The following is a 24,172-nucleotide window of genomic DNA, read 5'->3' on the forward strand; positions in this document are numbered from 1 at the left end:
AGCATACGCACAAAAAAAGGGAGCCCCGCCCGCCAGCGGAGTTCCCTCTTTTGTTACCTCTCGGCTTATAGGACACGGGGTGGCGCAAGCAGCAGCACCGAAGGCACAAGCTCGGGAGCCGCCAGCCGCAACAGCCCGTATCCACTGCCCGCAACCCCGACCATCAGGCCCGGCGTCTCGACACCGTTTGGCAGGCCAGACACAAAGTTCTGTTCCACCAGGCTGCCAAGCACTCGCTCCTCCACCTCACGGACGCGCTCTGCATAGGACGGGAAGCGCTTCACCGCTGCCCTCAGGAATTCCAGATTCCCGATGTCGCCATGACAGATCGAGTGGTTAAAGCCAAAGCCGTTTTCAAGCGTCGTTCGCAGGGCGCACTCGATCTCGGCCCGCGTCTCGGCGTCGTCCAGCACGTCAAGCGTATCCAGACGACCGAGCCCGATCCCCGACGCACCATGACACCACGCAATCATGAAGGAACAGCTTCGCTCAAGCGCCTGATCGAAAATGGATGCCGAATGGCCGCGCAGATCGGGCCAGTTCTGGCGCGTCTCCGAAAAGACAAAGCGCTCGTAGGCAATCGCCTGGAGAGCCATCCGCTGGAAACGTTCCTCACGGGTCAGCGCGTAGAGCCGCAACAACGCCCACGCAATGCCTGCGTTCCCGTGCGCGAACCCGGCCAGCGGCACCTGTTCTTCCTGCGCAGACCAGCCAACCCCGCGCCTCATCGTGCGCGCCTTACTCAGCAGATGATCAGCACATAGGCAGGCAAGCGACAGGATCTTCTCCGAGGGCGCGACAGCATACAGGCTCAGCAGCGCACCAATACCGCCGGCAGCGCCACCAATGATGTCGTAGAGCTCATCATGCTCGACCATCTCGGGCAACAGATCCGCCAGCGCCTCAGCCTCACGATACAGCTTCGGCTCGTTCCAGAGCGCCCCCAGATGTGACAGCAGGTAGATACAACCGCTGACACCGTTTCCGCCGAAAGGTCCGACGCCAAGCGCAGCCGGTCGCTCCTTGAGCCATTTCAAGCGAGAGGTGAGGCTTTCCTGTCCTTGCCGTGCAAGCGTTGTGTAGCGCTCCTCGCCGCTAACCGCGCCCAGATAGGCCAGAAACAGCGTGATGCCCGCCACGCCACCATAGAGGTCAAGATCAGCGGGCAACACATGCCACTCGCGATCACTGATCGGCGTCACTCCGAGCCAGCTTACCGCTCCCTTGTTGAGGAATACCAGTTCGTTGAGGCGATCGCCTGCCCGTCGTGCCTCAGCAAGCAAGCGCTCAGGAGTAGAGGACACGCGAGCAGAAGTGCTCAGCATCGCCCGGCGCTTTGGCCTATCGCTCCCGAGTGCCATTGTGGCAAAGGAAGCCCGAATAATCCAGCATTGCCGTTCAAGGTCATTCTTGTTCAGATTCTGAATGACCCTCCGGGTAGCGGTCAGGGTGGGCTCAGCGAAAAAGTGCTCGATACATCCACCACTGCTCGATGCAAGCGTGCAGGAACCCGGCGTTGTCGTAAAGACAGGGATGTCACCCCGCCAGAGATCCGCCCGCTCAAAAGCAATCACCTGCTCAAGAGCAGGCCGCTGATGCACGCCAATCCAGAGCCGGTCAAAGAGCCGATCACGTTCAAGGGCATCGCGCAACACATCGGGATGGAAGCTATCAATCAGCAGAACACCATACAGGAATGTAGGGCGCAGCACACAGCGAATTTCAGCATTCTCGAAGGAGGGGAGTAAGCGTTCAAGCAGCTCTTCACGCCGCTCCATGAGAATGCGGTAGACAGTAGTGAAGCCCTCAAGGATGGCATCCTGATAGGAGAGGGTATCAACGTCCTGCTCGCCAAGCTTTGGCCGATGCTGTCCGGCAGCAAGCCGCCCCTGTTCCTTGCGCAGGCGCATCTGATCGGTGCCCACCTCAGCCCACTTCGGAATCATGGTCGGAACAACCTGCCCGGCCTGTCCACCAAGCCCACTGATATCAACACCCGTTGCCTGCTCGCTGGACCACATGCGATAGGGCAGCAGGCCAATACGCAACACAGAACGGTCTATGCATTCGGGATCGATAAAGCCCTGTTCGACGACTGCTTGCATGCTCAGACGCGGCTGGAAAAGGGCTTCCAGATCAATTAATATGGGATGCTCGCCAGCGGCAATCAAATTCTCAAAGTGGAAGTCTGCCGCCTCCAATGCATAGAGCAGCGCCAGATAGCCACCCTGGCGGCGGTAAAAGCGCTCAACCTCTTCTTCAAGGGTGCAGGACTGACAGCGCACAAATTCCATCCAGCCATAGGACTTTCGATCCAGAATGCGCAGAGTCCGAAATGCAGGCTGAAAACCCGCCTCGTTGAGCCAGGCCAGCAGCTCCTGAAAGTGGACATCGACCGCCAGAGAGCGCGGCTTATAGACAAGCTGGAAACCACTGCTCCATGTCAGCACGGTCACGCTGCGTCCGCCACGATGCGTGTCGCCTTTGCCCGTCTGAATATCGACCAGCGCACCCGGCGTCGTGGGTACAGCAAACGTGGCACAGATCTCGGCCCAATCGGCGCACAGTCGCTCAAGCAACTCAAGCGATGTCTCCACCCACTGGTCAAGCGCTTCAACCAGCAAACGAGCCAGCACATTATATTCTTCCAGCAAAAGCAGCATGCGTCCAGGCTCACAGAGCTGCCGCACAAAATCCTGAAAACGCTCCTCGGAGGTCTCGCCAGTCAGCTTTTCTTCAAGCCGCGCAACATTGAGTTCCAGCACAAAGGTCTTGAGAAACCGGGGAAGCAAGCGCCCGGGCAACTGCGACAGCAGCGGGACGCAGATCGTCTTGAGCTCAAACGGGACAACCGTATAGCGTTGTGAAAGCGCATGAATACCCTTGCTGAGCCGCACTAACGCCTGCACCAGCAAAGGTTTCATGGGAGAGAGCAACGCCTGATTTTTCAGGAACTCCTCAAGGAAGGTCAGTTCCAGCGTGTCATCTGCCTGATCCCGTGCCTCAAACGCGGAGCGAAGCCGCTCTACCCACTCAGGACGCACCCCCACCCGCGTTTGCAGCGAATGCGCGGGCTCTGCCAGCATGGTTAACAGCTCTTGCTCGGTCAGTCCATCGAGGGCAAGCCGCCGCAGGAAAAGCTCAGTATCGTGGCGAAAGGGGGCTTGCTCCTTCCACTCGTCGAGGCGGCTCTGCGCCATACCCATTTCAAAGTGTGATTGCTCTATTGCACCATTACTCATATTTTGGAGCGCAACGCGCTCTTTCAGTGAAATGGCTGCATACCATGATGCATGCTGCCAGACGGGATATTTTGAAAGCTGCCGTTTGGAAATTGATTCTTGCATATACTCTCTTCTCTCTGCTGTACAGGACAACGGAAAATTCCCTTGCCACACATCCCGATGCACAAAAAGGTTAGGATGTCGGTAAAACATCCTAACCTCTCTTTATATGGAAAGTTGGTTGCGTTACGAGCTTAGTTAACGCAGTCCGTACCCATTGTGATACAAATGTTCAGCAGCAGGGCCGACTGCAAGCAGATAACGGCAACTGTGTTGATCTCGGTGTTGGAAAAGAAGGAACTGCTATGGCGATGATGACGATGGTGGTGATGGTGATGATGGTCATCATCGTAGTCATGACCGCCCTGAATGGCTTTCAGCTCGGCATCGCTCAGCTCGATGATGCCAGCAGGATTCTCGGGCAGGGTCTCCAGCTCCTCAACGGAAAGGGATTTGCGATATGATGCATCTTTCCACGCGCGAATGATCTCGTGCTTCATTATGAAACTCCTTTCAATACTCACAGTAAAGTCGTTGGCACCCGCGTTCACAAAAGGATTCTGCATAGCTCCGTTTTTTTCACCATAAATAGTGGCGAAATCAGGCTTCTACTCTGTATATAGAGCCTATACATCTGCCGTTCATCGGGCACCTATGTATATTATACTCGAACAGATACATATAGTTTTAAATTTATCCACTCATACAGCAGAAAAGCACTCACAGACACCTCAAGGAATTTTCTCACTTCTCTATAATCGCTCTCTATGAGCGATTTTCTGTGTGCAAGACGACTATGGGCACAAAAACATGCACTTCTTTCGATCCTGGAATCGGCATCTCTATAGGACTTCATGCTCCTGAGGAGGACCCGGAAAGCGGGCCAGATTATCGGCTCAACGCGCTTGACAGGCGAGTCAAAGCTGTATGTAATAGGAGAAAATCCACAATAATGATGAAATAGGAAATATGTGGTATGTTTATCAAAGAAAGTATATGGAATATGACAAGAACAAGCTATACTATCGGGGAGAATCTTTCTCGTTTGTCTTTTGCTTGTTCACTGGGCTATACGCTGTCACGGGTTTTTCCGGCATCATCGCTTCGGGTCTCAAAGGTGAAAGAGGCAAGTAACCATGAGTAGCAAAGTTTCCTATCGCCAGCAAATCAGTTATTGCGGGAAGCCACAGTGCCGCAAGTGCAGTCGCGGGATCGGGCATGGCCCTTACTGGTACGAATATCGGACTGTCAATGGGCAAACAACCCGAACCTACATCGGGAAAAAGTTACCACCCGAGATTCAGGCACGGCTGGAAAAAGTGGCCCAATCCCCGAACCGCCTCATTCAGGATGAGCTTGAGGGTGCGACGGTGCGCGTCTTCACATTCGGACATTTTCGGCTGGAACGCCGCACCCAACGCCAGTGGCAGCCCGTCAGTGAAGCTGGCTGGCAGCAACCTGCCGTTCGCTCCCTGCTTGCCTATCTGTTATGCAGTCCCGAGCGCCGCGCCCGCCGTTCGCAGCTCCTGGCCGCCCTCTGGCCCACAGAGGACCCCGAAAGCGCGACCCGCCGGCTCAGTAGAGCGCTCTCAACGCTGCAACACCTGTTGACCCCACGCGTCTCACGTCCGAAAGCGACCAGCCTGCTACAGACAAGCGATGAGTGGATCTCGCTTGCAGATCAGGCTGCTCTCTGGTGCGATGCCAGCGCGTTCACTCGACTCGCCAGCCGCCCGCCATCGACGAACGAGGAAGAATATGAGCGCCAGCTTCGGCGAGCGATCGCGCTCTATAATGGCGATTTCCTGCCGGAAGAACATCACGCTCCCTGGGTCCTCAGCCAGCGCCAGAAGCTCCGTCAGGACTGGCTCTCACTGCTTCTCGCCCTGGCCGACCTCTCCCTGAAACGCAATGAGACCACGGCAGCACTCGATCAGCTTGACCGCATTCTTATCGCCGACCCAACCTATGAGCCAGCCGTACAGCGCTTTCTCTACGCGCTCTCGCTGCTTAAAAGACGGGGCGAGGCCATTCGTGCCTATCACCGCTTCTACCAGGCACTCCAAAAGGAGCAACTGAGCCCTTCGGCGGAGACCATGCAGATCTACGAGGCGATTCGCCAGGGGCACCCGCTGAGGTTCCCTTTCACAGCGCAACCCCGTAGAGAGCGTCCCCCTGAACGACCAATCCTGAGGCCAGAGAAGCCAATCCAGACAGGAAGCCAGCAGATCGGACGAACGCATCAAAACCCCCTCGTCGGGAGAGAACAGGAGCTCCAACAGCTTCAGGCGCTACTCCAGGAGATTGAGGAGAAGCAGCATGGCGCTGCCCAGCGTCGCTCAAGTGCGGTACCGCTCTACACGCAGCGCCGCCCACAATGCATGTTTCTACTTGGAGATGCCGGGATCGGAAAAACGCGTCTGGCCGAAGAACTGGGGCGCATTGGCAGTCAGCGCGGCTGGCTTGTCATCTGGAGCCGCGTCTATCAGCAAGAGAGCGGCATTCCCTACCACATCTGGACGGAGGCACTGCGCAAACTGCTGGTTGAAACCGAGCTCTTCCCGACGCTACGCAGCAAGCTATTGACGCCTGTTCCCGCGGTGGGAGAAGCCGCGCCAGAACTGATGTTGCCCTCGGCCTCGCTGCAACCACTTAAAGCGCTGTTGCCAGAACTGGCCGGTCCACAGCCGCCGCTCTATCCCTCACTCTCACCAGAACAGGATCAGCTCCGCCTCTGGGAAGCGACACAGGAACTATTGATAGAAGCCAGCCAATCCGTTCCTTTACTAATAGTCCTGGATGATATCCAGTGGACTGACAGCAGCAGCGGCGAACTGCTCGGCTATCTTGCTCGCCATATCGATGGCTACCCGATATTTCTGCTTGCCACCTGCCGTGAAAGCGAGCTCGCGCCGACGCATCCGCTCCGCAACTATATTGCTCATATGCAACGAGAGCATACCATAAATATGCTTCAAGTGAAACCACTCTCACGTGAGGCAATAGGAAAAATGGTTGCCCATCTGCCCGAAGAGATGGTTGAACGCATTCAGGAGAAGGCAGCCGGGAACCCGTTCTTTGCTGAAGAGCTGGCACGCTCAACCCCGCCAGCGCTGCCCGGCTCAATCGCGGCGGCACTGGATCACCGCCTCAACCGTCTGAGCCGTCCCTGTCAGCATACGCTCTGCAACGCGGCCATCCTGGGCGGCTCTTTCGAGTTCCATATGCTCTCTTCCCTCGAACACGACGCCGATGAAGACACGCTGCTGGAACAGCTCGAAGAGGCGCTGCAATCCGGCGTGCTGATCGAAGAAGGCAGCGGCAGCAGGATCACCTATCACTTCTGGCACCCATTGATGGTCGATCATCTCTATAAAGCACTCTCACGTATCCGTCGCGCCCGGCTCCATCAGCGCGCCGCCACCATCCTCGAAGACATGTATCAGGGACGCACCGACGAAGTGGCCGCCGCGATCGTGCATCATCTCATCAGAGGCGATGCCGAGCCTGCCCGGATCGTTCACTATGCCGAGATTGCAGGCGACCATGCACAGGCGCTCTCAGCCTTTGCTGAGGCAGAGAAACACTATCAATTCGCGCTCCATTACCTCGAAAAGCTGGATCAGCAGAGCGAGCGACGCACTGCCCTGCAAGAACGCCTTGCTGAATGCCTGATGATTCGCGGCAACTTCCAGGAAGCACATAATCTCTACAATGAGATCCTTCAGGCTCAAGGGCATGCGCTCCCGCTATATGAGGCCCAGAAGCAGGCTCTCCTGCACGGCGAGGTGGGGCGAGCCTGGCGCAATAAAGGTGAAACGACGCTGGCTCATCAGGCGTGCGAGCAGGGCATGCAGATTCTGCGTGAGGCGGGCATTACCTCCGGTTTTGCCTGGGCCCGTCTGCTCTACCAACAGGGCAGCATCTATAGTATGGAAGGTCGCTACACCGCCGCCTGGGAAGCCGCTCAACGCGCCCTTGATTATTTCTCCTATCAACCAGACACGCAGCATCCCACGTCAGGCTTCACCACCCGCCTGGAACGAACCTTGCAGGGAGATCAGGTCAATCTGGGCAATATTCGACGCCTGCTCGGCCAGGTAGCAGCGGCTGAAGGGCGTCTGGGCGTCGCGCTGGAACACCTGACGATCGCCCGCAACATCTTTGAGCAGGCTGAACATAAGCGGCTGATCGGTCACGTCTCCTGTGATCTGAGCTATGTATTGATCAAAATGGGCAGACTAAAAGAGGCACAGGCAGCGCTGCGGCACGCTCGTACCCTTGCCGAACAAATTGGCGATACACCGCTGATGGGCGTGGTCTATAGCAACTATGGCGAGCTGGCAGCCAGTCAGAAGAACTATGAAGAGGCCGAAAGCTGGTATCAGAAGAGCATTGTGCTGGCCGAACAACACAGCGATAAGGTCTACATCAGCATGCGCTGCGCTCAACTCGCGCTGATGCAGGGCGAACAGGGCAAACTCTCAGTGGCAACCAGACAGATTACCCGCTCGATCAGAACCGCCCGCGCAATCCAGAATAACCCCTGCCTGGGAACCGCCTTGATCGTTCTGGGCACACTTCGCACCATTCAGGCCGATGAGGCAGAGACGATTCCCATACTTCAGAAACATCTGCTCCGCTGTGCCCGTCGTGATATCGAACGTGCCCTGCACCTGCCAGGCCTTGAAGCTGAACTGCTCCTCAAGGGAAAGCTGGCCCTGGCGGCTGTGGCAGTCCGCCAGGGGACCGCCGAAGCGCAAACACTCCTTGCAGAAGTGGAGGCCAGCGCAACCCGAAGTTCCTTTACCTTCCTGAGTGAGCAGGCGCATGAGCTTCGGCTACAAGCGCCCTGAACCGCTTCTCTGGCTTGCCCGTTATGAGCAAGCTTTTTTTATATAAGATTGGTATAAGACAAAACAAATACCGTGTACAAACGTCCTCTTCACCCTGCTTCTGGCTGTGATACCTCTCATGCTGCGAGGAAGAACAGAGAATACCTGTAGAATTGATAGAACTGTTTTCCCCTGTTCTACCCTTCTCTCGAATCATGATTGCCCGGTTCAGCGCCATCTCAAAAACGATCAGGTCAGGGCAAGGGCGCTACCAGCATCCGGTAGAAAAAGACTCGCAGGAATGACAGGGAAGCAAATTAGGAGATGATGAGAAGAACCCCCACGTATACTTTCTCTCAAAGAGATGCTATTTGAATGCTTTATGAGGTTGGAGGTAGTCCATCATGACCGTACCCTATCTTTATGAGAGAGGAAAGAGCCTGAAAGCCGATCCTGAGGCACTCAATGTCAGCGATAGCAGCCGCTTTTATCGCTATGAAATAGGACAGGTCCATCTCCTTTCAGCAGAAGAGGTCGCTCGTCTGGCTCAACGCATCGAACGAAGCAGAGCCGGAAAAAAGCGGCGCGGTCTCCATTCGGGCAAAGAAACAGATGATCAGGAAGCCAGAGAAGCGAAACAGCGTCTGATCGAGGCAAACCTGCGGCTGGTCATGCACATTGCCAGGAAGTACAGGGGCTTTGGCCTCGATCTGATGGATCTGATTCAAGAAGGCAACCTGGGCCTGATGCATGCTGTCGAGAAATTCGACCATCGGAAAGGTTTTCGTTTCAGTACGTATGCGACATGGTGGATTCGTCAGTATATCACGAGAGCGCTTGCCGAGCAGGCACACCTGATCCGCGTGCCACTCTACAAGGTCGAGGAGATCAAGCGCCTGGGGCGTGCACGCCGCAAATTGCAACAGGGAGAGGCCGCTGAACCCACCCTCGAAGAGCTGGCCGAACAAATGCAAATCAGCGTGCAAGAGGTGATTGATCTGCTCTCAACCAACCAGGAAACCATCAGCCTGGATATGCCCCGCAAAGGAGGTGATGACGAGGTCTCACTGAGTGAGCTGCTTGAAGATGATCCCGTATACTCGCCTGAGCGTGAAGTATTAACCAGAACATTACAGGAACAGATCCAGGAGTTGCTGGATTGCCTGTCACCCCGAGAGAAAAAGGTGCTACAACTGCGCTTCGGGCTGAATGGCAACAGTGAGCATAGCCTGACTGAGACAGGGAAGAAACTTGGATTAAGTCATGAGGCAGTACGCCAGATGGAGTTTCGAGCGCTGAAAAAGCTCGATCACCCGTGTCGTGATCGAATGCTCCAGGACTTTTTGGGGTGATGCAGGGCAGTTAGAAGGGATAAAATCATTGAGCCATTACGATGATGGGGACTAGGAACCAATCCCCCTGGTTCCGGTCCAAAAGGGAGAAAGAGCGAGCGGTTTCACGTGAATCGCTCGCTTTCCTGCTCATTTGCGCAGAGAAAGCCGTCAGTCCAACGTCCTGATCAGATACAGGCATTCATCCTGCCAGAATTGCCGCTTGCCAAGCGCATCAACATAGGTTCCCTTCAAGAGATAGGGACCAGGGCCCCATTGTCGATAGCCGAGCCGCTTGTAGAGCGCCTGTGCTCGCTCATTCCTGGTAGCAACGCTCAGGCCGATCGCACTATAGCCACGCTGTCGGGCCTGCTCCTCTGCCTGTGCCAGCAACAGAGAGCCGATTCCTTGAGAGCGCATCCCATAGGCAACAAAAAAGTCCTCAATATCAGGACAGCCGGTGTAAAACGGCACACTCTGCGCACCGTGCCACTGGATCAGCAGATGCCCGACCGGTTCCCCTTCCAGCCATGCAAGCAGATAAAGGGCGCTATCATTGCGCTGCCATTGCAACCGCTGCGCGTGCTTGGCAGGCCCACCGAACGGAAAACGCTTTGTGACCAGCTCAAGATCTTCTTCTGCCAGAAATCGTATCTCAACCGTCGATATTCCCATCTTCCTTACACCTCCATCATCTTCAAGTATAACAGAATCTTTTTCTCTAATGGAAGAATATCGCCCTTTTTCCTCATGACTTCCCCTTACAAACGAACATGCAGCCCTGAAACCGCTTCAGAGCTGCATTTGTACCGGGATCAGTGCGCGTTAGTGTGCATACAGTGTTCGGCCGGCGCCACCATGATATGAACAGACACCCGGGCGGCCTCCCGATTTGGAGTACATGCCATCGTTACATTGGACAACATACCCATTTCCATTGTAGAAATTGTTGATACAGGCAAAATAATTACAGAACTCAGGTGGGGGCGAATAGATCAGGCTGCCCGACTCAAAATTATAGCCCCAGGGATTCCCGTTCACGCCAATCGGAGCCGGTGGCTGTGTGGGTTCAGGCGGTTGGGTCGGAGCGGGCGGCTGCGTCGGTTCAGGAGTAGGCGCAGGCGGCTGCGTCGGCTCCGGTGTGGGTGATGGCGTCGGAGTGGGCGACGGTTTTGGTGTGGGCGTCGGAGACGGCTTCAGCGTCGGGGTAGGCGATGGCTTCAGCGTGGGCGTCGCAGTGGGCGCAAGCGTGGGCGTCACCACGACACTCTGTGCAACCGGCGCTTTCGGCACGGGAAGAGCAGCAAAGAGGCCACAGGAAAAGGTCACAACGAGCATCACCAGGCCCAGCGACAGAGCTCGCTTGATCCCTTTATGTGCAGGAGGCCAGGGACGCTTGTCACGAAATGTCCAGACTCCGACACAAATAAGATAGGCAAACATCGATATAATAGCAATCAGCGGAAACAGAAAGACAAACGCGCATCCGATCCCGAACTTTTTGCCTGCGGGCTGCTCCTTCCATCTGAGTGCGCTAAAGAGTGACTTATACCCGGGCCAGTCGATCAGGGGCAACGCGACCATCAGACCGAGGAGCAGCGCAGTTCCCAGGCTGGCCCAGACCGCATGCTCCATTCCGGGCTTATTCCCGTTCAGCCCTACAAGCGCAAAAGCAACGACGGTCAGCGCGATGAGCAGCGCTAACGCAAAGGGATGGCTTTTCGGCGGCCGAGGCGAAGAAGCCGGGTCAGAAAACTGACCGGGGAAAAGCTCTCCACTCCCAGGTTCAGGGCGTTCTTTTTTCTTCATGTGCAAATACCCTTCTTCATCTTAAAAATAGCGTCTCTACTCAGCTTTTAGCGAGTTCTCCCTTACTATAAACTCAACTATCCTCTTTGTCCAGAGTTTTCAAGAAAAAGCTGAAAAGAAGGAGCACGCGGAATATCTAGATGAGCGGGCAAAAAAAGAACTCCCGATCGGGAGCCAACCGGGAGTATAGAACTGTCTTTTATACCTCAAATACTGTCATGACCGGATAATGATCACTGGGATAGAGCGGAGGGCGAGCATCGCGAATAATCTCGCTGGAGCGCACCTGAAACTTCTTCGAGGGATCTCGCAGCATAATCCAGTCAATACGCTCTACCGTGGTCGATCGACCAAAACCGTGGAAGGTATTCGCGGTCTCATCGTCCTTGTTGCCAGCCGCCAGGAAGGTATCTGTGAACCCCTGCTCGCGCATAAACCCATAGACCTCGGAGGAGGGTGTGCAATTAAAGTCACCCGTTACCAGAATAGTATCATCAGGCGATTGCTGTTCCGCGAGCTGCTTAAGAATCAGGCGCATGCCTTCAACCCGAGCCTTTTCCGACACGTGGTCCAGATGAGTATTGACATGAATAAATTCAGTTCCGTTCTCGGCAATACGGAAGCGGGTCCAGGCCATCGAACGGTAACAGGCCGTCCCCCAGGAGAACGCGGGCTTCGTCGGATCCTCACTGAGCCAGAAACCACCATTCAGAATTGAGACCAGCCGATTATACTGCCAACTGATGGGGCTATAACAATAGCCAGTGTGGGAGCCTGTACGCGGGCCAAGCACGAACTCGTAATCACGCAGACGCACCATATACGTATCAAGGTTGCCCGCTTCAACCTCCTGAAAGCCGATCAGATCGGGATTGTACTTCTGAATCGTTTCCACATTCAGATCAGAACGGAAGCGCCACTGATTCTCGCCATCATCGCGGCCCATACCGCGAATGTTGAATGTCATTACGCGTAAGGTAGTCAAAAGGGGAAGCTCCTTTCTACTCAGCTCAATACTGATTGCTTGTTAGTATAGTGTACCACATCCACGCGTATTACGTTTTCCAACGATTCAGACGCCATGAGCTTCTGTTATCACCTTCCTCTCTATGCTATACTCATTTTTTAGGATAGGAAAGAAAGGGAAAGATGATCCAGTGGGATATATCGAAGAGCTACGACAATTGGTCGGAACGCGTCCTCTGATCCTGGCCGGAGCTATTGTCATTCTTCGGGATCAGGCCGGACAGATCTTATTACAGGCACGAAAGGAGCCAGCGGGCTCGTGGGGCCTCCCTGGCGGGCTGATGGAGCCGGGCGAATCGTTTGAAGAGACCGCTTGCCGCGAGGTCTACGAAGAGACGGGCTTGCGCATCCATGCGCCCCGACTCATCAATCTGTTTTCTGGCAAAGAGCATTTTCTTCTGTGCGCCAATGGAGATCAAGCCTATCTCGTCACCGCTGTCTTCCTGGCAGACTCGTATAGCGGCACACTTTCCATCGATTATACCGAAGGGAACGACGTGCGCTTTTTCGCTCCGGAGCAGCTTCCGGCACAAATCGTGAAAAGTCACTGGCAGGCGTTGAATAGCTATCTTCTCACATATGTTCAGCAGGTTTCCCACTAATGTATACGTGTACGTACACATCTACGTTTACGTGTACGGCTACGTCTGCATCAGGATCTTTGCTATCTTCTCACATATGCTCAGCAGGTTTCTCGCTAATGTATACGTGTACGTACACATCTACGTTTACGTGTACATCAGCATCTTTAAAAGCTCCGCATCTACGTCTTTGATTGCTTCACGTTTACGTGTACGTTTACGGAACGCGGGCCACAATCAGACTGATATTGTCTTTTCCGCCCCCTTTCAGAGCAGAGCGCAACAGCAGATCACTGGCGGCAACCGGATCGTCATAGCGATAGAGGATCCGTGCAATATCGTTATCGCGCACCATCTCCCAGAGCCCGTCTGAGCAGAGAAGCAGGACATCCTGTTCCTGTAAATCCAGCATAAACCAATCGACGTCAACATGCTCCTCACAGCCGAGGCTGCGATAAATCTTGTTGCGTTCAGGATGCGTGTACATCTCGTCGGGTGTGATCTCGCCAAGAGCCACCAGCGACGCGACAATCGAATGATCCTGCGTGATTTGCCGCAGCCCAAAACCTTCGCGAAACAGATATGCGCGACTGTCGCCCACATTCACAAGATAGGCCTTCATGCCCACAATCAGCGCAGCCGTGAGCGTCGTCCCCATGCTACAACCCCATTGAAGCGCACATTCCAGAATCGCGTTATTCGCCCATTCAACGCCATCTATCAGGACTTCGGTCAAAAAATTATCGCTTAACTCTTTGCCCATTACCACGCTTTGCAGCACAGTATGCATCATGCTCTGAATAGCAATTCGGCTAGCCTCGCGCCCGTTCTCGTGCCCGCCCATGCCATCAGCCACCACAAAGAGCGCAAAGGGAATAAGCTGGTCCTGATAGGTGCAGGTGCTCTGAAGCGCTATCAGGCTATCCTCATTGGGCGAACGCATACGCGTAATGCCTGTATTCCAGCCAACACCGACTTCAAGCGGTCGCACCGAGGCAATACGCAAAAACGTCGGGCGTGTTCCAGCCTGGAGCGAGACAGGACGCGCTGGTTTTGTCGGAATCTCATAGATGGCAACCGCGCTCTCAGGACGCTGCGTGACAACCGCTGAAGAGCGCCCCTTTACCGGGACATCTGCTTCATTGCTCTCGATCGGCTGCACCTGATGACGCCGAAGGGATGTATGATGTGTTTGCATAGGTCTCTTCTCCTCTGCCTCAGCGTCATCGAGTTGCGTCGATGCCCGCGGAGGTACCGGGACAAACGAGGCACGTGGAGGTACCTCCTTCTTGGGCGGCTTCTCCTCTGGTGGTTTCTCCTGTTTGCGCTGCTGTCGAGAAAACTGCCAGTGGAAGACGAGGAGCTTCCAGAGGCACCAGAGAAGAGCGCCCCAGACACAGAGCCAGATAAGCGAGGCTCCAAGAAACAAAAGAAACTGAGAAACGGCCAGAAGTTGTTGCTCCTGCCAGTGCTGCGAAAAGGCCGACGAATACTGCACAAGAAGAAACCAGCTCCGCGGAGGCAAACCGCTAAGATACCAGAGAAAACTGACGACCGCCACAACCAGTAGCCAGGACAAAAAACGGATGACAGAAGAACGAGTATAAAGCCTTTTCAACGCCTCCAACATGCTGTTGACCTTCTATCCAGTACAGTTACAAATACGCGACACGGGGTGTTCATACGTTAACCATCTGCTCCATATTCTGCATATAGAGCTCACACATCACATGCGTGGCCTCTTTTTCCCCGACATGTTCAGCCAGAGAAGATTGAATAGAGCCGATTCGCTCCATACGCGAGTGAATAAACGAGTGTCGGGCCATGCCTGACGAGAGACCAGACAGGCCACGACGCAAGGCGATAAATTCCTGTTCGATCTGTTCTCGTAGACGCGCCACTTCGCTTTGACTCATGATGCGGCTTCCCTTCTTGTCTCGCATACATTGTTCGGTGGAACTACATGGCCGCTCTACAATATCTTTCCCTTTTCTTAGCGCAAGTATAGTCAGGAGCTCTTTCCATGATCTCCTAAAGGTCTTCCAGAAAAAAGAACGCAATTTCAAGAAGGAAATCGGGCAAAAGAGCGGGTGAAAACTGATGCTCCGGCATCAACGGAATCTGGTTCAGCGTATAGATAAGTTCGTTCCCCTGATCTTCAACTGAGCCAGGCTCTCCTCTTTCCGCCTGTTTGATCGATTCGGCAACGTCGACCCTGGTGCTTGTCTGTCAGCTTGATAGTGCCGGGATACGTCAGGAAGCAGCTTCACGCCCTCTGCGGGTACGATGCAAGACGTCAATGATGCGCAGTACAAAATCTTGTTCGTCTTATACCGAGTCTTATAATTCCGGTGTCATTCAGTTCAACCTGTTAAAATAAGCTCAGCAGAAGGGTAGACGTACACGTACACGTAACCGTACACGTATACATTCTACTCACCAGGTTCAAAACAACTGCGTTTCCGTACACGTAACCGTACACCTGAATGGTGAGAGATGCCACCAGCCTGTAAGAGCATTCGAGCTGCTTGTACATAGCAACTGCTGGATCACGTACACGTACACGTAATCGTACACGTACACGACAACGGAGATTGCAACCTCCAGGCATAAGCCCTCATCACTCTGCAAGACACAGACAATGTCATCACCTCTGCCTAATTAGAGATCTATACTATAAGAAATATCGAGAAACATCAAAACACGAAGGGCACTTCCTGTCTCTATGCCAGAGAAAAGATTGTGCCACATTGAACGCCGTATAAGACATATGAGATACGCTTCTCTGTCGAGAACAGCATCTCTTCTGGCTACTCTGCCGCTCTCTCCTTCGAACACTATCGCTCTAATCGTAGGTTTGTGTTGCTCGCTCTGACACCGCATTTCTCTCTGTTTGCGGACGCTATTCTCTTCAAGCATTGTATAAGTAGTACTGACGCAGCCGGAACGCAACTCATGGCGATTATGCAGGATTGCACAACTGCATCGAGCTCGCTTCAATCTCTGGCTACACATTGCAACAAGCCAGGAAAAAGACTATAAGAATAGCAAGGAAGCTGACAGATCTTTAGCGCTATGGCGATGTACACGTAAACGTATACGTAATTTTATGAGGGCTCTATCCGGAGACATGAGCGGTAAAGCGAACTTACATCTACGTAAACGTCTACGTAGTAAGCTGCTGTACGCCTGGTAAAGCAGGAAGGTATAAACACGTACGTAAACGTATACGTTTTCTAGAAAACGTGGATATCCCGAGGATATCCAGGCAACTTTCTCCACGTGTCACCCCGTGAGTATCAGAGCGAAACATGCGCGTAGATGTACACGTATACGTGTACATCTACGTAAACACTTCGCATTTACAAATAGATAGAGCTTTCTTGCGTACACGTAAGCTTCTACGTTTGTAGAAACGAAAACCCGTTTACGTAAACGTAGACGTACACATGTATACGAGAAGAAGAGAAAAGAAGATATTCACGTAGACGTTTACGTAGATGTGAACAGAGAGAAGCTATTTCTCTCCGTGTACGTACACGTAAACATAGTGGTTCTACATAGAGTAATGTACACGTTTACGTACACGTATTTACCAGAAGAGAACCATCCAAAACGTAGACGTAGATGTTTACGTGTACGTACACGCGAGCAAAAGAACTCTGCCCCAACACGTGTACGTAAACGTGATTTCCGAAACAGTAATATATTTTACGTATACGTGTACGGAAACGTAGCTGTTCTCGTGAGCAAGAAAACTCTAACTCCGATAGGTATACGTGTACGTCCTTTAACAGAAGAATCTCGAAAAGGTATACGTACACGTAACCGTACACGTATACATTCTGCTCATTCACGTAGACGTAACCGTATACGTATACATTCTGCTCACCAGGTTCAAAACAACTACGTTTCCGTACACGTACACGTAACCGTACACGTATATTCACAATCCTGCTCATTCACGTAGACGTAGATGTATACGTGTACGATTACGTATACATCTACGTAATCGTACACGTATACATGCACTTCCTGATGAAGCGAGATGCATATGAGTAGCCTTCAACCATCAGCATCTCACGGTTTACATCTACGTGCACGTGTACGTTTCCGTACACGTAAACCTATCTCTGAATCAGTTGAGTTATGTGTACGTAGACGTTTACGTGTACAGTTTAGGCAGCTCTCCAACCAGGGAGCGCTAGAAACGAAGGTTTATGTGTACGTAACTACCAGTTGGTATAACATCTACGTGTACGTAATCGTACACGTAGATGTTTACGTAGACGCACAGGGAAATCTTGATAGCCGACGTATACGTAGACGTGCATAGTGCTGTAGAGGAGCACGTGTACGCGTACGTATACGTAGATGTACACGTAATCGTACACGTATACGTAGACATTCAGACTATCGAGTGCTCCGCTCTTTTTTTGCAGACGTACACGTAGATGTAGACGTATTCTATCGCACTACTCCAGCATTCCGTAAACGTACACGTAGATGTTTACGTAGACGTGTACGCATCATATAGAGGTTATTACTCATGCGTGTCGGGAAGATGTCGTATACGTAGATGTGTACATAAACGTAAACGTGTACGTATACCTGAATATTTTATATCTAGAAAACGTATACGTACACGTTAATTGAAAGGCTTCAAATAGAAACATTTACGTATACGTACACGTACATATGAAAGAGAGCAGCGTTATCTATACGAATACGTAAACGTATACGTGTACGTTTTTATAGTTCTTCTCGAGGAGATGCGTATACGTATACGTGTATATTTATTCATTGATAACTTCTTTTCCCTACAGGTCTGTACCTGTAGATGTTTACGTACACGTAGTCGTATACGTAATAGCGCAAAAGTTTTCTCGAAGCTATATTTTTACATCTACGTACACGTACACGTATTTCCCATGAATCTACAAAAACTCCAGTATAGAGTGTATGTAATCGGGTGTGTACACGGCCTTCTAGAATACGTAGATGTTTAAGAGTCCGTAAACATTTCCGGCAACAGCACAGAATCGTAAACGTGTACGTAATCGTATACATCTACGTGTACGTCTACAGCACTGAAGCGCAGCATTCTCCGACGTATACGTATACATCTACGTGTACGAGTACTTGACGATGAATTACTGAAGAATCTACGTAAACGTATACGTACACGCTCTCATTTAAAATGTTGGTCACGTTATGATATAAGCTTACGTTTACGTATACGATTACGTTTACATAGTCTGCCGTCTTGCGTGTACGTGATATCTAGAACTCTTCGTCTACGTGTACGTAAACGGACATCTGAGAGTACGCCTTAAGCTGTCCCCGTTTACGTGTACGTAAATGTACACGTAAACGCAATAAATTGTTACTACGTGTACGTATACGTCAACTTATTTGATCAGAGCAACATATACGTAAACGTGTACGTACACATTATTACATTCTTCTCTTCTGCACAAAGTACAACACTCCTGATCGAGTACGTACATGAAGCTAAATAGACTACATGCCAGGATGTATTTATGACGCCTGTTTGGCCTGATGAGTTTACGAGACAACTTATACAAGCATTTGAGCTCTCATCATTACTCAATATGACACCAACCTTACAAGCATAGAGAACACCGATTCTCCCCAGGCTGAGCAGCATTCGTGCTTTTCTGCAACGATATCGTACTGCTCGGCGAAGCAGTCGCCATCCCAACATCTAGAAGGAGGGATTCTTTGCCGTGACATTACCATACATTGTAGTGAGATGTAGAGAAACCGTTCCTTATATATAAAGCGAATACATTCTGTTCCGCGTGCATAGTGTGTGAAGGAAGTACAGAGGTGCGGCGAGAAAGGCATCTTATTGGGAACAGAGTGGAGGCCGACAGATAGAAAGAAAGGCGCTTACGTAACATCAACCTGTTGTCTCCCATCTTTCGGAGAAGAACATCTTTCCTTACGTAAGCGCTCAGGCAACTAGCGAGACTCGTACTTCTTCAAAAGATCGGAAATAGCCTCATTGAGCAAGGTCGTTTTGGGGATTTCCAGCTTATGAGCCAGGTCATCGAACGCATACTTGAGCCCTTTATCAATCCACAGCGTAATGCGCTCATGAGTCTTCTCGAAGGACTGTCCGCCTCGCTTGCGACGGAGGCCAGGTTTTCGGCGAACCTCATCTTCCTGAACCGGCTCCTCCTGGCTATCAACCGAAGCATCCACAGGAGTTGTCTCATGAGAGAGAGCCTCATCTGAGACAGAGGGAATCTCAACTGCTTCCTCCGTATGGGTTTCGGGAAATTCAGGTGCATACGAAGGCGCTGCTTCTCGAACCAGCATCTTTCGTTCCCGTGACTGTTCTTCAGGAGCGAAGGAAGATCCGGCCTCTTCAGCCAGAATCTCATCTATTGGTTGCATCACCGCCTCTTCCTGAGTTTCAGTGATTTGAGGCGTCTCGTCCTGCACCACTTCTTGCTGAGCCGGTTTTGAAGGAGTTCCCGTTCTTCTGGAAGCAGCTTTCTCTTTCTTCGGAGACGCTGGCGGTGTTTCCGCTGTTGTCGAGGGACGCAAGAGCGGATTAATAAACTTCCTAGATTCCTTCGGCACGGTGCAGAACCTCCTTCACCAGTTTTGTATATGCCTGTGCACCGGTGCTCATAGGAGCATAATCAAAAATGCAGGCGATCTGATTGTGCGCTTCCTCTACCTTAATATTACGCGGGATAACCGTATCAAAGACGAGCGAACCGAAATGATCACGTACGGCACCCAGAACGTTATTGCTCAATCGGGTATGATCGTCCAGATTCGCCACAACGCCAAAGATAGGAAGCTCGACATCCAGATTATCGCGTAATTCCTGCATCGTACTTTCCAGAATGCTGATCCCTATCAAAGCATAGGTAGTAAGAGCAATCGGGATAATGACATCTGTGCAAGCAATAAATGCGTTAACGGTCAGCACACCGAGATTGGGGGGCGTATCGATCAGAATATAATCATAGTTTTCCTTAATAGGAGTGAGAGCGCGCATCAGCTTTCGCTCTCGCCCGGGAGCCGATGCCATAAGCAGATCAGCAGCGCTCAGGTTAATAGAGCTTGGAACAAGATGGAGATTGGGTTCGCCTGTCTCAACGATCGCATCAGCAAGCTTTGTACCATTAATAAGAACGTCAAAGAGTGTGGGTTCCTGTTCCAGATTGCCTAGCAAGCTGTAGGTTGTGTTGCTCTGCGCATCTGTATCAACCAGAAGGACGCGCCGACCTGCACGAGCCAGACCATAACCGAGATTAATTGTTGTGGTGGTCTTTGTCACGCCTCCCTTATTATTGCACAGGGCAAAGATTCTTGTTGATTGCATTACTCACCTCAAGTCAAAAACTATCGCTTTTACACTTCACTTCTGCGGTTCTTGAAAGAGCTTTTACCGATCGGTCTCGGTGACTTCAGAGGAAAACAGATGATGTGCAGATTACGTCAACGTAGACGTATACGTAGCCGTCTACCATTAAGAACGACCACACTTCCACATTGTAACATACTCAGGTAGATTCAGAAAAGCAGCATGGTATTATAGAACATGTAGAAGAAACACGTTTACATCTACGACTACGTTTACGTATACGTAGCCGTCTTCGTATACGTACACATTTACGTAAACGGGACAAGATGGTACCCTGAAGTGCTACCAGATCTATCCAGGCATTCTGACACAAGTGATCCCTGCGCAACCTGGCTGGCAGGTTGCAGACCAATCTCCCTACAAGCAAGCATTGCCGCCGGATAGGTCAGTGACCTTCTATCCTTTTGCGTACGATCTGCCAGATGGGCTCAAATTTTCGATTCTGGGCGTTTTTTTGTTTGAGATGGGTTGGAAGTGCCACATCAGTCAAAATCGTCTTCCTGGAGAGTCTGTAGACGATGATATCCTGATGTCACAGGATCAACAGCGGATGGTGCAAGAGCATTCGGAGTAATATCCTGAAAACGGGTTTGTGAGCGGTTGAAGAAGAGACAGACTTCGCCCGTGGGCCCATTGCGATGCTTGGCGATGATAATGTCTGCCAGATTCTTGCGCTCGCTATCGGGATTGTAGACGTCGTCGCGGTAGATAAACAGCACCACATCGGCTGTCTGCTCGATACCACCTGATTCGCGCAGATCGGAGAGCATCGGGATTTTTGATTGTCGCGTTTCTACTGCACGAGACAACTGAGAGAGCGCCAATACTGGTACATTTAGCTCACGCGCCATTACTTTGAGTTGACGGCTAATCTCATCTACAGCCTGCACCCGATTGTCCTGTCGCTTATCGTTACCTGGAAGTTGCATAAGCTGCAAATAGTCGACAATGATCAAGTCAAGCTCTCCATACTCTGCAAACCACTGTCGCGCCTTGCTCTGCATCTGCAACGGAGTCAGAGCGGGAGTGTCATCGATCAGGATGGTACACTCGGATAGCGTTGCCATTGAGGTCACAATGCGCTCCCAGTCCTCATCATACAATTCGCCCGTGCGCAGCCGCTGCTGATCAATCCCGGCATCCATTGAAACCAGACGCTGTACAAGCTGTTCCTGGCTCATTTCCAGGCTGAAGATCCCCACACGCCGCTGATGTTTCAAAGCAGCGTTGTGAGCCAGACTGAGGGCAAAGCTGGTTTTCCCGACTGCCGGACGCGCAGCCAGAATAACCAGATCAGAGGGCTGCAAGCCTCCAAGCAAGCGATCGAGGTCAGTAAAGCCGGTTGGAGTACCCACAAGCTGTTCACGGCGGGAGGTCAGGTACTCTAACCGGGCCATATAATTCACCAGTGCGTCACTGATGTGAGGCTTAATGGTTTTCTGGTTGGTATACGTTTGCCGCACATCAAACAAAAGTTGCTCTGCATACTCAATTGCAGCATCTACATCATTTTCTGAATATGCCTTTGCGACAATTTGTCCACCGGCATGGATCAGACGCCGAAGAATAGCCATTCGCTCAACGATACGCGCATAATATTCTACATTGCCGCTTGTAGGCACACAACCAATCAGATCAATCACATATCCTTCGCCGCCCGCTGCTTCCAGCTTGTTTTCACGCTCCAGTTCATGGCACACCGTCACATAGTCGGCTGCTTCCCTGCGCTCAAACAGGCGTATAATGGCTGCATAAATCAATCTATGACCATCACGGTAAAAGTGTTCAGGTTGAAGAAATCCTGTCACCAGTGGGATTGCTTCAGGATCAATCAACAGACTTCCAAGTACACCTGCTTCAGCTTCAATATTGTGCGGTAAAGCTCTTTCCATTATATCCATCCTCTATCGCATATCAATCCCGGGAACAGTAAAAAAGGCGCAAAGACCGCGAAGGCGCGAGAAAACATATGGCCCCATCTGAAGTTCAAGACGCTCTTCGTTGAGATTTGACGTGAGCAGCGTCAGGCGCTGATAGCGGTACCGTTCATCGAAGATGCGGGCGTAGATGCGCCGTACCCACTCAGGGGCAGCCTTTGCAATGCCAGGGTCTCCGACGTCATCCAGAAACAGGATCTCTGTCTTTTTCAGCACTGTCATGATTTGTTCAGCCCGATCTGGCTTCTCAAGCAGCACAAGTAAATCCGGAGCATACACCGTAAGCATGTGGTAGCCCTGCTCGTTGAAGATGGGCTCAAGCGAACGGATAAGAGTTGTCTTGCCTACTCCCGGTAGGCCGCACAAACAGAGACCAAACTTGGTAGGCTCCGCCCAGAAAGCACAGCGATGGAGGGCAAAACTTCTTGTCAGATTGAGAATGGTGCTGCGTGCAGTTACAGTACCGCTTTCCTGATCCTCAACAGGCTTGCCTGCCTTCTTCTGCTCAACGGGCCACTCATCCAGGGTGTAGCGCTGATCCGAGAGCCCTGCTTTGCTTGCAGGTAGTCCCAGAACATGGCATGCATGCTTATACCGCTCTAGTCTGCTTGACCTCTCGTATCTTTCACGCTCTCGCTGAATAAAACGCTCGTATTGCTTGCCAGCTTCACAATCACAGTACTCAGGTGGGGCTGCATAGCCACTTGCTTCGTAGACAAGCGGCGTTTCATAGCCATCCGCGTTTTGTGGCCGTCCCTGTCTGGTGCAACCGATACATTCACCTCTCTCGTGCTGGAGCAGCATCTGACGCTGAATGGGGCTCCGAAGCGATTCAGGTATAGCCCTGATTTGCCGGGCGATTGCCTCGCTTCGCTCTCCAGCATCGTGACGGAGGCGCATTTTTTGAGGATTAAGACGCGAAAAATCCATTTTTACTTTTTCCCTTCTTCTATCTCTCTTACACGCTTCAGATAACCTTCCAGTTTTTTCGTATATTCTTCTGGTGTACAAGCATCTGAATAGGTCCGCTTGTACTGCTCGGCATATGGAAAGTTGGTTTTTATATACACCATTTTATTATTTTGCTCGACTATATCGTAGGTACCGTCTGTAGGCATGGTCATTGCAAAAGCCTTGCCGGGCTGAGCAGGAATTCCATGCATTGCAGATGGACCCGCTAAGGGCTGCTGGGATGGAGGATAAACACGCTCCTGGTCCTGCTTCAACAGGAAAACATAAAACTCAGCAAGAGATCTCTCCTTGTGCTCCTCCACAAGACAACTGGCCTCGGCGGTAATGCCCTGCTGCTGGTACTGCTTACAGAAACCGAAGAACAGAGCAGCTTTGTTGTGAATTGTCTCTGAGCCTGCGGAGTGCAGACTATGCATCACATGCACAAAAGCTGCAACAATTGAGTCTGGATGTGTTTTCTTCATCATGTTCAGGTAAAGCTGCACTTTCCGTTTCTCTCCAAAGACTTCGGCGAGAAAGCGAGCAAGCTCTTTACGTAACGTAACGTTAGAATTAAAATATAATTTATTAAAAAACTCTATAACGTTTAACGTTACGTAAGAGGCCACGAACTCTTGCGAGAAAGTTGCAAGATCCGTAAGATGCGGACGAGTCTTCTCGACAAGCTCCGCAATATGTGGCGGATATACCGCAGGCTGCACTTTCGGTTCGGGCACAGCCTCCAAACGGCGCGGCTTTGGTGGTACAGACGGGTCAGACTCCATCTCGTGGACAACACCCGCCTTCTGGCCCGATTTTGCCCCGGTAGACTTCTGCTTCGCCGGGGTATTCTCTTCACCCCTTGGTGCTTTCCGGGTAGACTCGACGGCTTTCAACTCCTCTGTCTCAGCAGGCATGTCTACCGACTCTTGAACCGAAGTCTCCCCAACCTGTGTTGTCTCAGCGGGAGAGTCTACCACTGCCTGAACCGAAGTCTCCCCAACCTG

The 24,172-nt window shown here is 51.9% G+C and carries 15 protein-coding genes; 3 read left to right on the forward strand and 12 right to left on the reverse strand.

The annotated features are described in order from the left end of the window. Nucleotides 1-65 precede the first annotated feature (65 nt). Both EI42_RS14180 and EI42_RS14185 read right to left on the reverse strand, forming a co-directional pair. The gene (locus EI42_RS14180) at nucleotides 66-3,347 is read right to left on the reverse strand and encodes a type 2 lanthipeptide synthetase LanM family protein (protein ID WP_170142617.1); all 3,282 of its coding nucleotides are present in this window, start codon (nucleotides 3,345-3,347) and stop codon (nucleotides 66-68) included. A gap of 131 nt (nucleotides 3,348-3,478) precedes the next feature. Continuing rightward, nucleotides 3,479-3,784, reverse strand: a complete 306-nt coding sequence (locus EI42_RS14185) for a mersacidin/lichenicidin family type 2 lantibiotic (protein ID WP_211326168.1) — start codon at nucleotides 3,782-3,784, stop codon at nucleotides 3,479-3,481. 636 nt (nucleotides 3,785-4,420) lie between these two features. Here EI42_RS14185 and EI42_RS14190 point away from each other — a divergent pair. Both EI42_RS14190 and EI42_RS14195 read left to right on the forward strand, forming a co-directional pair. Continuing rightward, a complete protein-coding gene (locus tag EI42_RS14190; RefSeq protein ID WP_111323067.1) occupies nucleotides 4,421-8,140 on the forward strand; it encodes a DUF6788 family protein in 3,720 nt (1,239 codons plus the stop codon). Between the two features lie 383 nt (nucleotides 8,141-8,523). Further along, on the forward strand, nucleotides 8,524-9,471 hold the full coding sequence (locus EI42_RS14195) for a sigma-70 family RNA polymerase sigma factor (protein ID WP_111323069.1): 948 nt from the start codon (nucleotides 8,524-8,526) through the stop codon (nucleotides 9,469-9,471). A 150-nt stretch (nucleotides 9,472-9,621) separates the two neighbouring features. On the opposite strand, the gene EI42_RS14200 is transcribed toward EI42_RS14195, so the two are convergent. The 3 genes from EI42_RS14200 to EI42_RS14210 form a co-directional block, all read right to left on the reverse strand. Beyond that, on the reverse strand, nucleotides 9,622-10,125 hold the full coding sequence (locus tag EI42_RS14200) for a GNAT family N-acetyltransferase (RefSeq protein ID WP_111323071.1): 504 nt from the start codon (nucleotides 10,123-10,125) through the stop codon (nucleotides 9,622-9,624). A 150-nt stretch (nucleotides 10,126-10,275) separates the two neighbouring features. Then, nucleotides 10,276-11,259, reverse strand: coding sequence for a DUF3761 domain-containing protein (locus tag EI42_RS33250; RefSeq protein ID WP_174843897.1), 984 nt, complete (start codon nucleotides 11,257-11,259; stop codon nucleotides 10,276-10,278). Nucleotides 11,260-11,458: 199 nt separating this feature from the next. Then, nucleotides 11,459-12,244, reverse strand: coding sequence for an endonuclease/exonuclease/phosphatase family protein (locus EI42_RS14210; protein ID WP_137686026.1), 786 nt, complete (start codon nucleotides 12,242-12,244; stop codon nucleotides 11,459-11,461). Between the two features lie 172 nt (nucleotides 12,245-12,416). Between EI42_RS14210 and EI42_RS14215 the strand changes: the two genes are divergently transcribed. Beyond that, entirely contained in the window at nucleotides 12,417-12,887 is a 471-nt protein-coding gene (locus EI42_RS14215) for an NUDIX hydrolase (RefSeq protein ID WP_111323075.1), read from the forward strand. 196 nt (nucleotides 12,888-13,083) lie between these two features. Here the strand turns inward: EI42_RS14215 and EI42_RS14220 are convergent, their stop codons facing one another. The 7 genes from EI42_RS14220 to EI42_RS33260 form a co-directional block, all read right to left on the reverse strand. Next, the gene (locus EI42_RS14220; protein WP_111323077.1) at nucleotides 13,084-14,496 is read right to left on the reverse strand and encodes a PP2C family protein-serine/threonine phosphatase; all 1,413 of its coding nucleotides are present in this window, start codon (nucleotides 14,494-14,496) and stop codon (nucleotides 13,084-13,086) included. A gap of 49 nt (nucleotides 14,497-14,545) precedes the next feature. After that, nucleotides 14,546-14,782: a hypothetical protein gene (locus EI42_RS14225; protein ID WP_111323079.1), complete on the reverse strand. Its 237-nt coding sequence runs from the start codon at nucleotides 14,780-14,782 to the stop codon at nucleotides 14,546-14,548. 4,072 nt (nucleotides 14,783-18,854) lie between these two features. Continuing rightward, nucleotides 18,855-19,481, reverse strand: a complete 627-nt coding sequence (locus EI42_RS33255) for a ribbon-helix-helix domain-containing protein (protein ID WP_211326170.1) — start codon at nucleotides 19,479-19,481, stop codon at nucleotides 18,855-18,857. Next, nucleotides 19,465-20,235, reverse strand: coding sequence for a ParA family protein (locus tag EI42_RS14235; RefSeq protein WP_111323081.1), 771 nt, complete (start codon nucleotides 20,233-20,235; stop codon nucleotides 19,465-19,467). The genes EI42_RS33255 and EI42_RS14235 overlap by 17 nt, the downstream gene beginning before the upstream one ends. 524 nt (nucleotides 20,236-20,759) lie before the next feature. Continuing rightward, complete coding sequence (dnaB, locus tag EI42_RS14240; RefSeq protein ID WP_174843896.1) at nucleotides 20,760-22,169, reverse strand: replicative DNA helicase; 1,410 nt, start codon at nucleotides 22,167-22,169, stop codon at nucleotides 20,760-20,762. Between the two features lie 12 nt (nucleotides 22,170-22,181). Beyond that, nucleotides 22,182-23,144, reverse strand: a complete 963-nt coding sequence (locus EI42_RS14245) for an AAA family ATPase (RefSeq protein ID WP_111323083.1) — start codon at nucleotides 23,142-23,144, stop codon at nucleotides 22,182-22,184. Nucleotides 23,145-23,146: 2 nt separating this feature from the next. After that, nucleotides 23,147-24,172 (reverse strand): hypothetical protein (locus tag EI42_RS33260; RefSeq protein ID WP_211326171.1); only part of this gene is annotated, 1,026 nt, incomplete at its 5' end.

It is taken from the genome of Thermosporothrix hazakensis (assembly GCF_003253565.1).
GTDB lineage: Bacteria > Chloroflexota > Ktedonobacteria > Ktedonobacterales > Ktedonobacteraceae > Thermosporothrix > Thermosporothrix hazakensis.

Bases quoted from the DNA above. Each gene is read 5' to 3' on its own strand.
- dnaB (WP_174843896.1), bottom strand. From the start codon at position 22,169: ATGGAAAGAGCTTTACCGCACAATATTGAAGCTGAAGCAGGTGTACTT.
- EI42_RS14180 (WP_170142617.1), bottom strand. From the start codon at position 3,347: ATGCAAGAATCAATTTCCAAACGGCAGCTTTCAAAATATCCCGTCTGG.
- EI42_RS14190 (WP_111323067.1), top strand. From the start codon at position 4,421: ATGAGTAGCAAAGTTTCCTATCGCCAGCAAATCAGTTATTGCGGGAAG.
- EI42_RS14185 (WP_211326168.1), bottom strand. From the start codon at position 3,784: ATGAAGCACGAGATCATTCGCGCGTGGAAAGATGCATCATATCGCAAA.
- EI42_RS14220 (WP_111323077.1), bottom strand. From the start codon at position 14,496: ATGTTGGAGGCGTTGAAAAGGCTTTATACTCGTTCTTCTGTCATCCGT.
- EI42_RS14225 (WP_111323079.1), bottom strand. From the start codon at position 14,782: ATGAGTCAAAGCGAAGTGGCGCGTCTACGAGAACAGATCGAACAGGAA.
- EI42_RS33250 (WP_174843897.1), bottom strand. From the start codon at position 11,259: ATGAAGAAAAAAGAACGCCCTGAACCTGGGAGTGGAGAGCTTTTCCCC.
- EI42_RS14245 (WP_111323083.1), bottom strand. From the start codon at position 23,144: ATGGATTTTTCGCGTCTTAATCCTCAAAAAATGCGCCTCCGTCACGAT.
- EI42_RS14235 (WP_111323081.1), bottom strand. From the start codon at position 20,235: ATGCAATCAACAAGAATCTTTGCCCTGTGCAATAATAAGGGAGGCGTG.
- EI42_RS14200 (WP_111323071.1), bottom strand. From the start codon at position 10,125: ATGGGAATATCGACGGTTGAGATACGATTTCTGGCAGAAGAAGATCTT.
- EI42_RS14195 (WP_111323069.1), top strand. From the start codon at position 8,524: ATGACCGTACCCTATCTTTATGAGAGAGGAAAGAGCCTGAAAGCCGAT.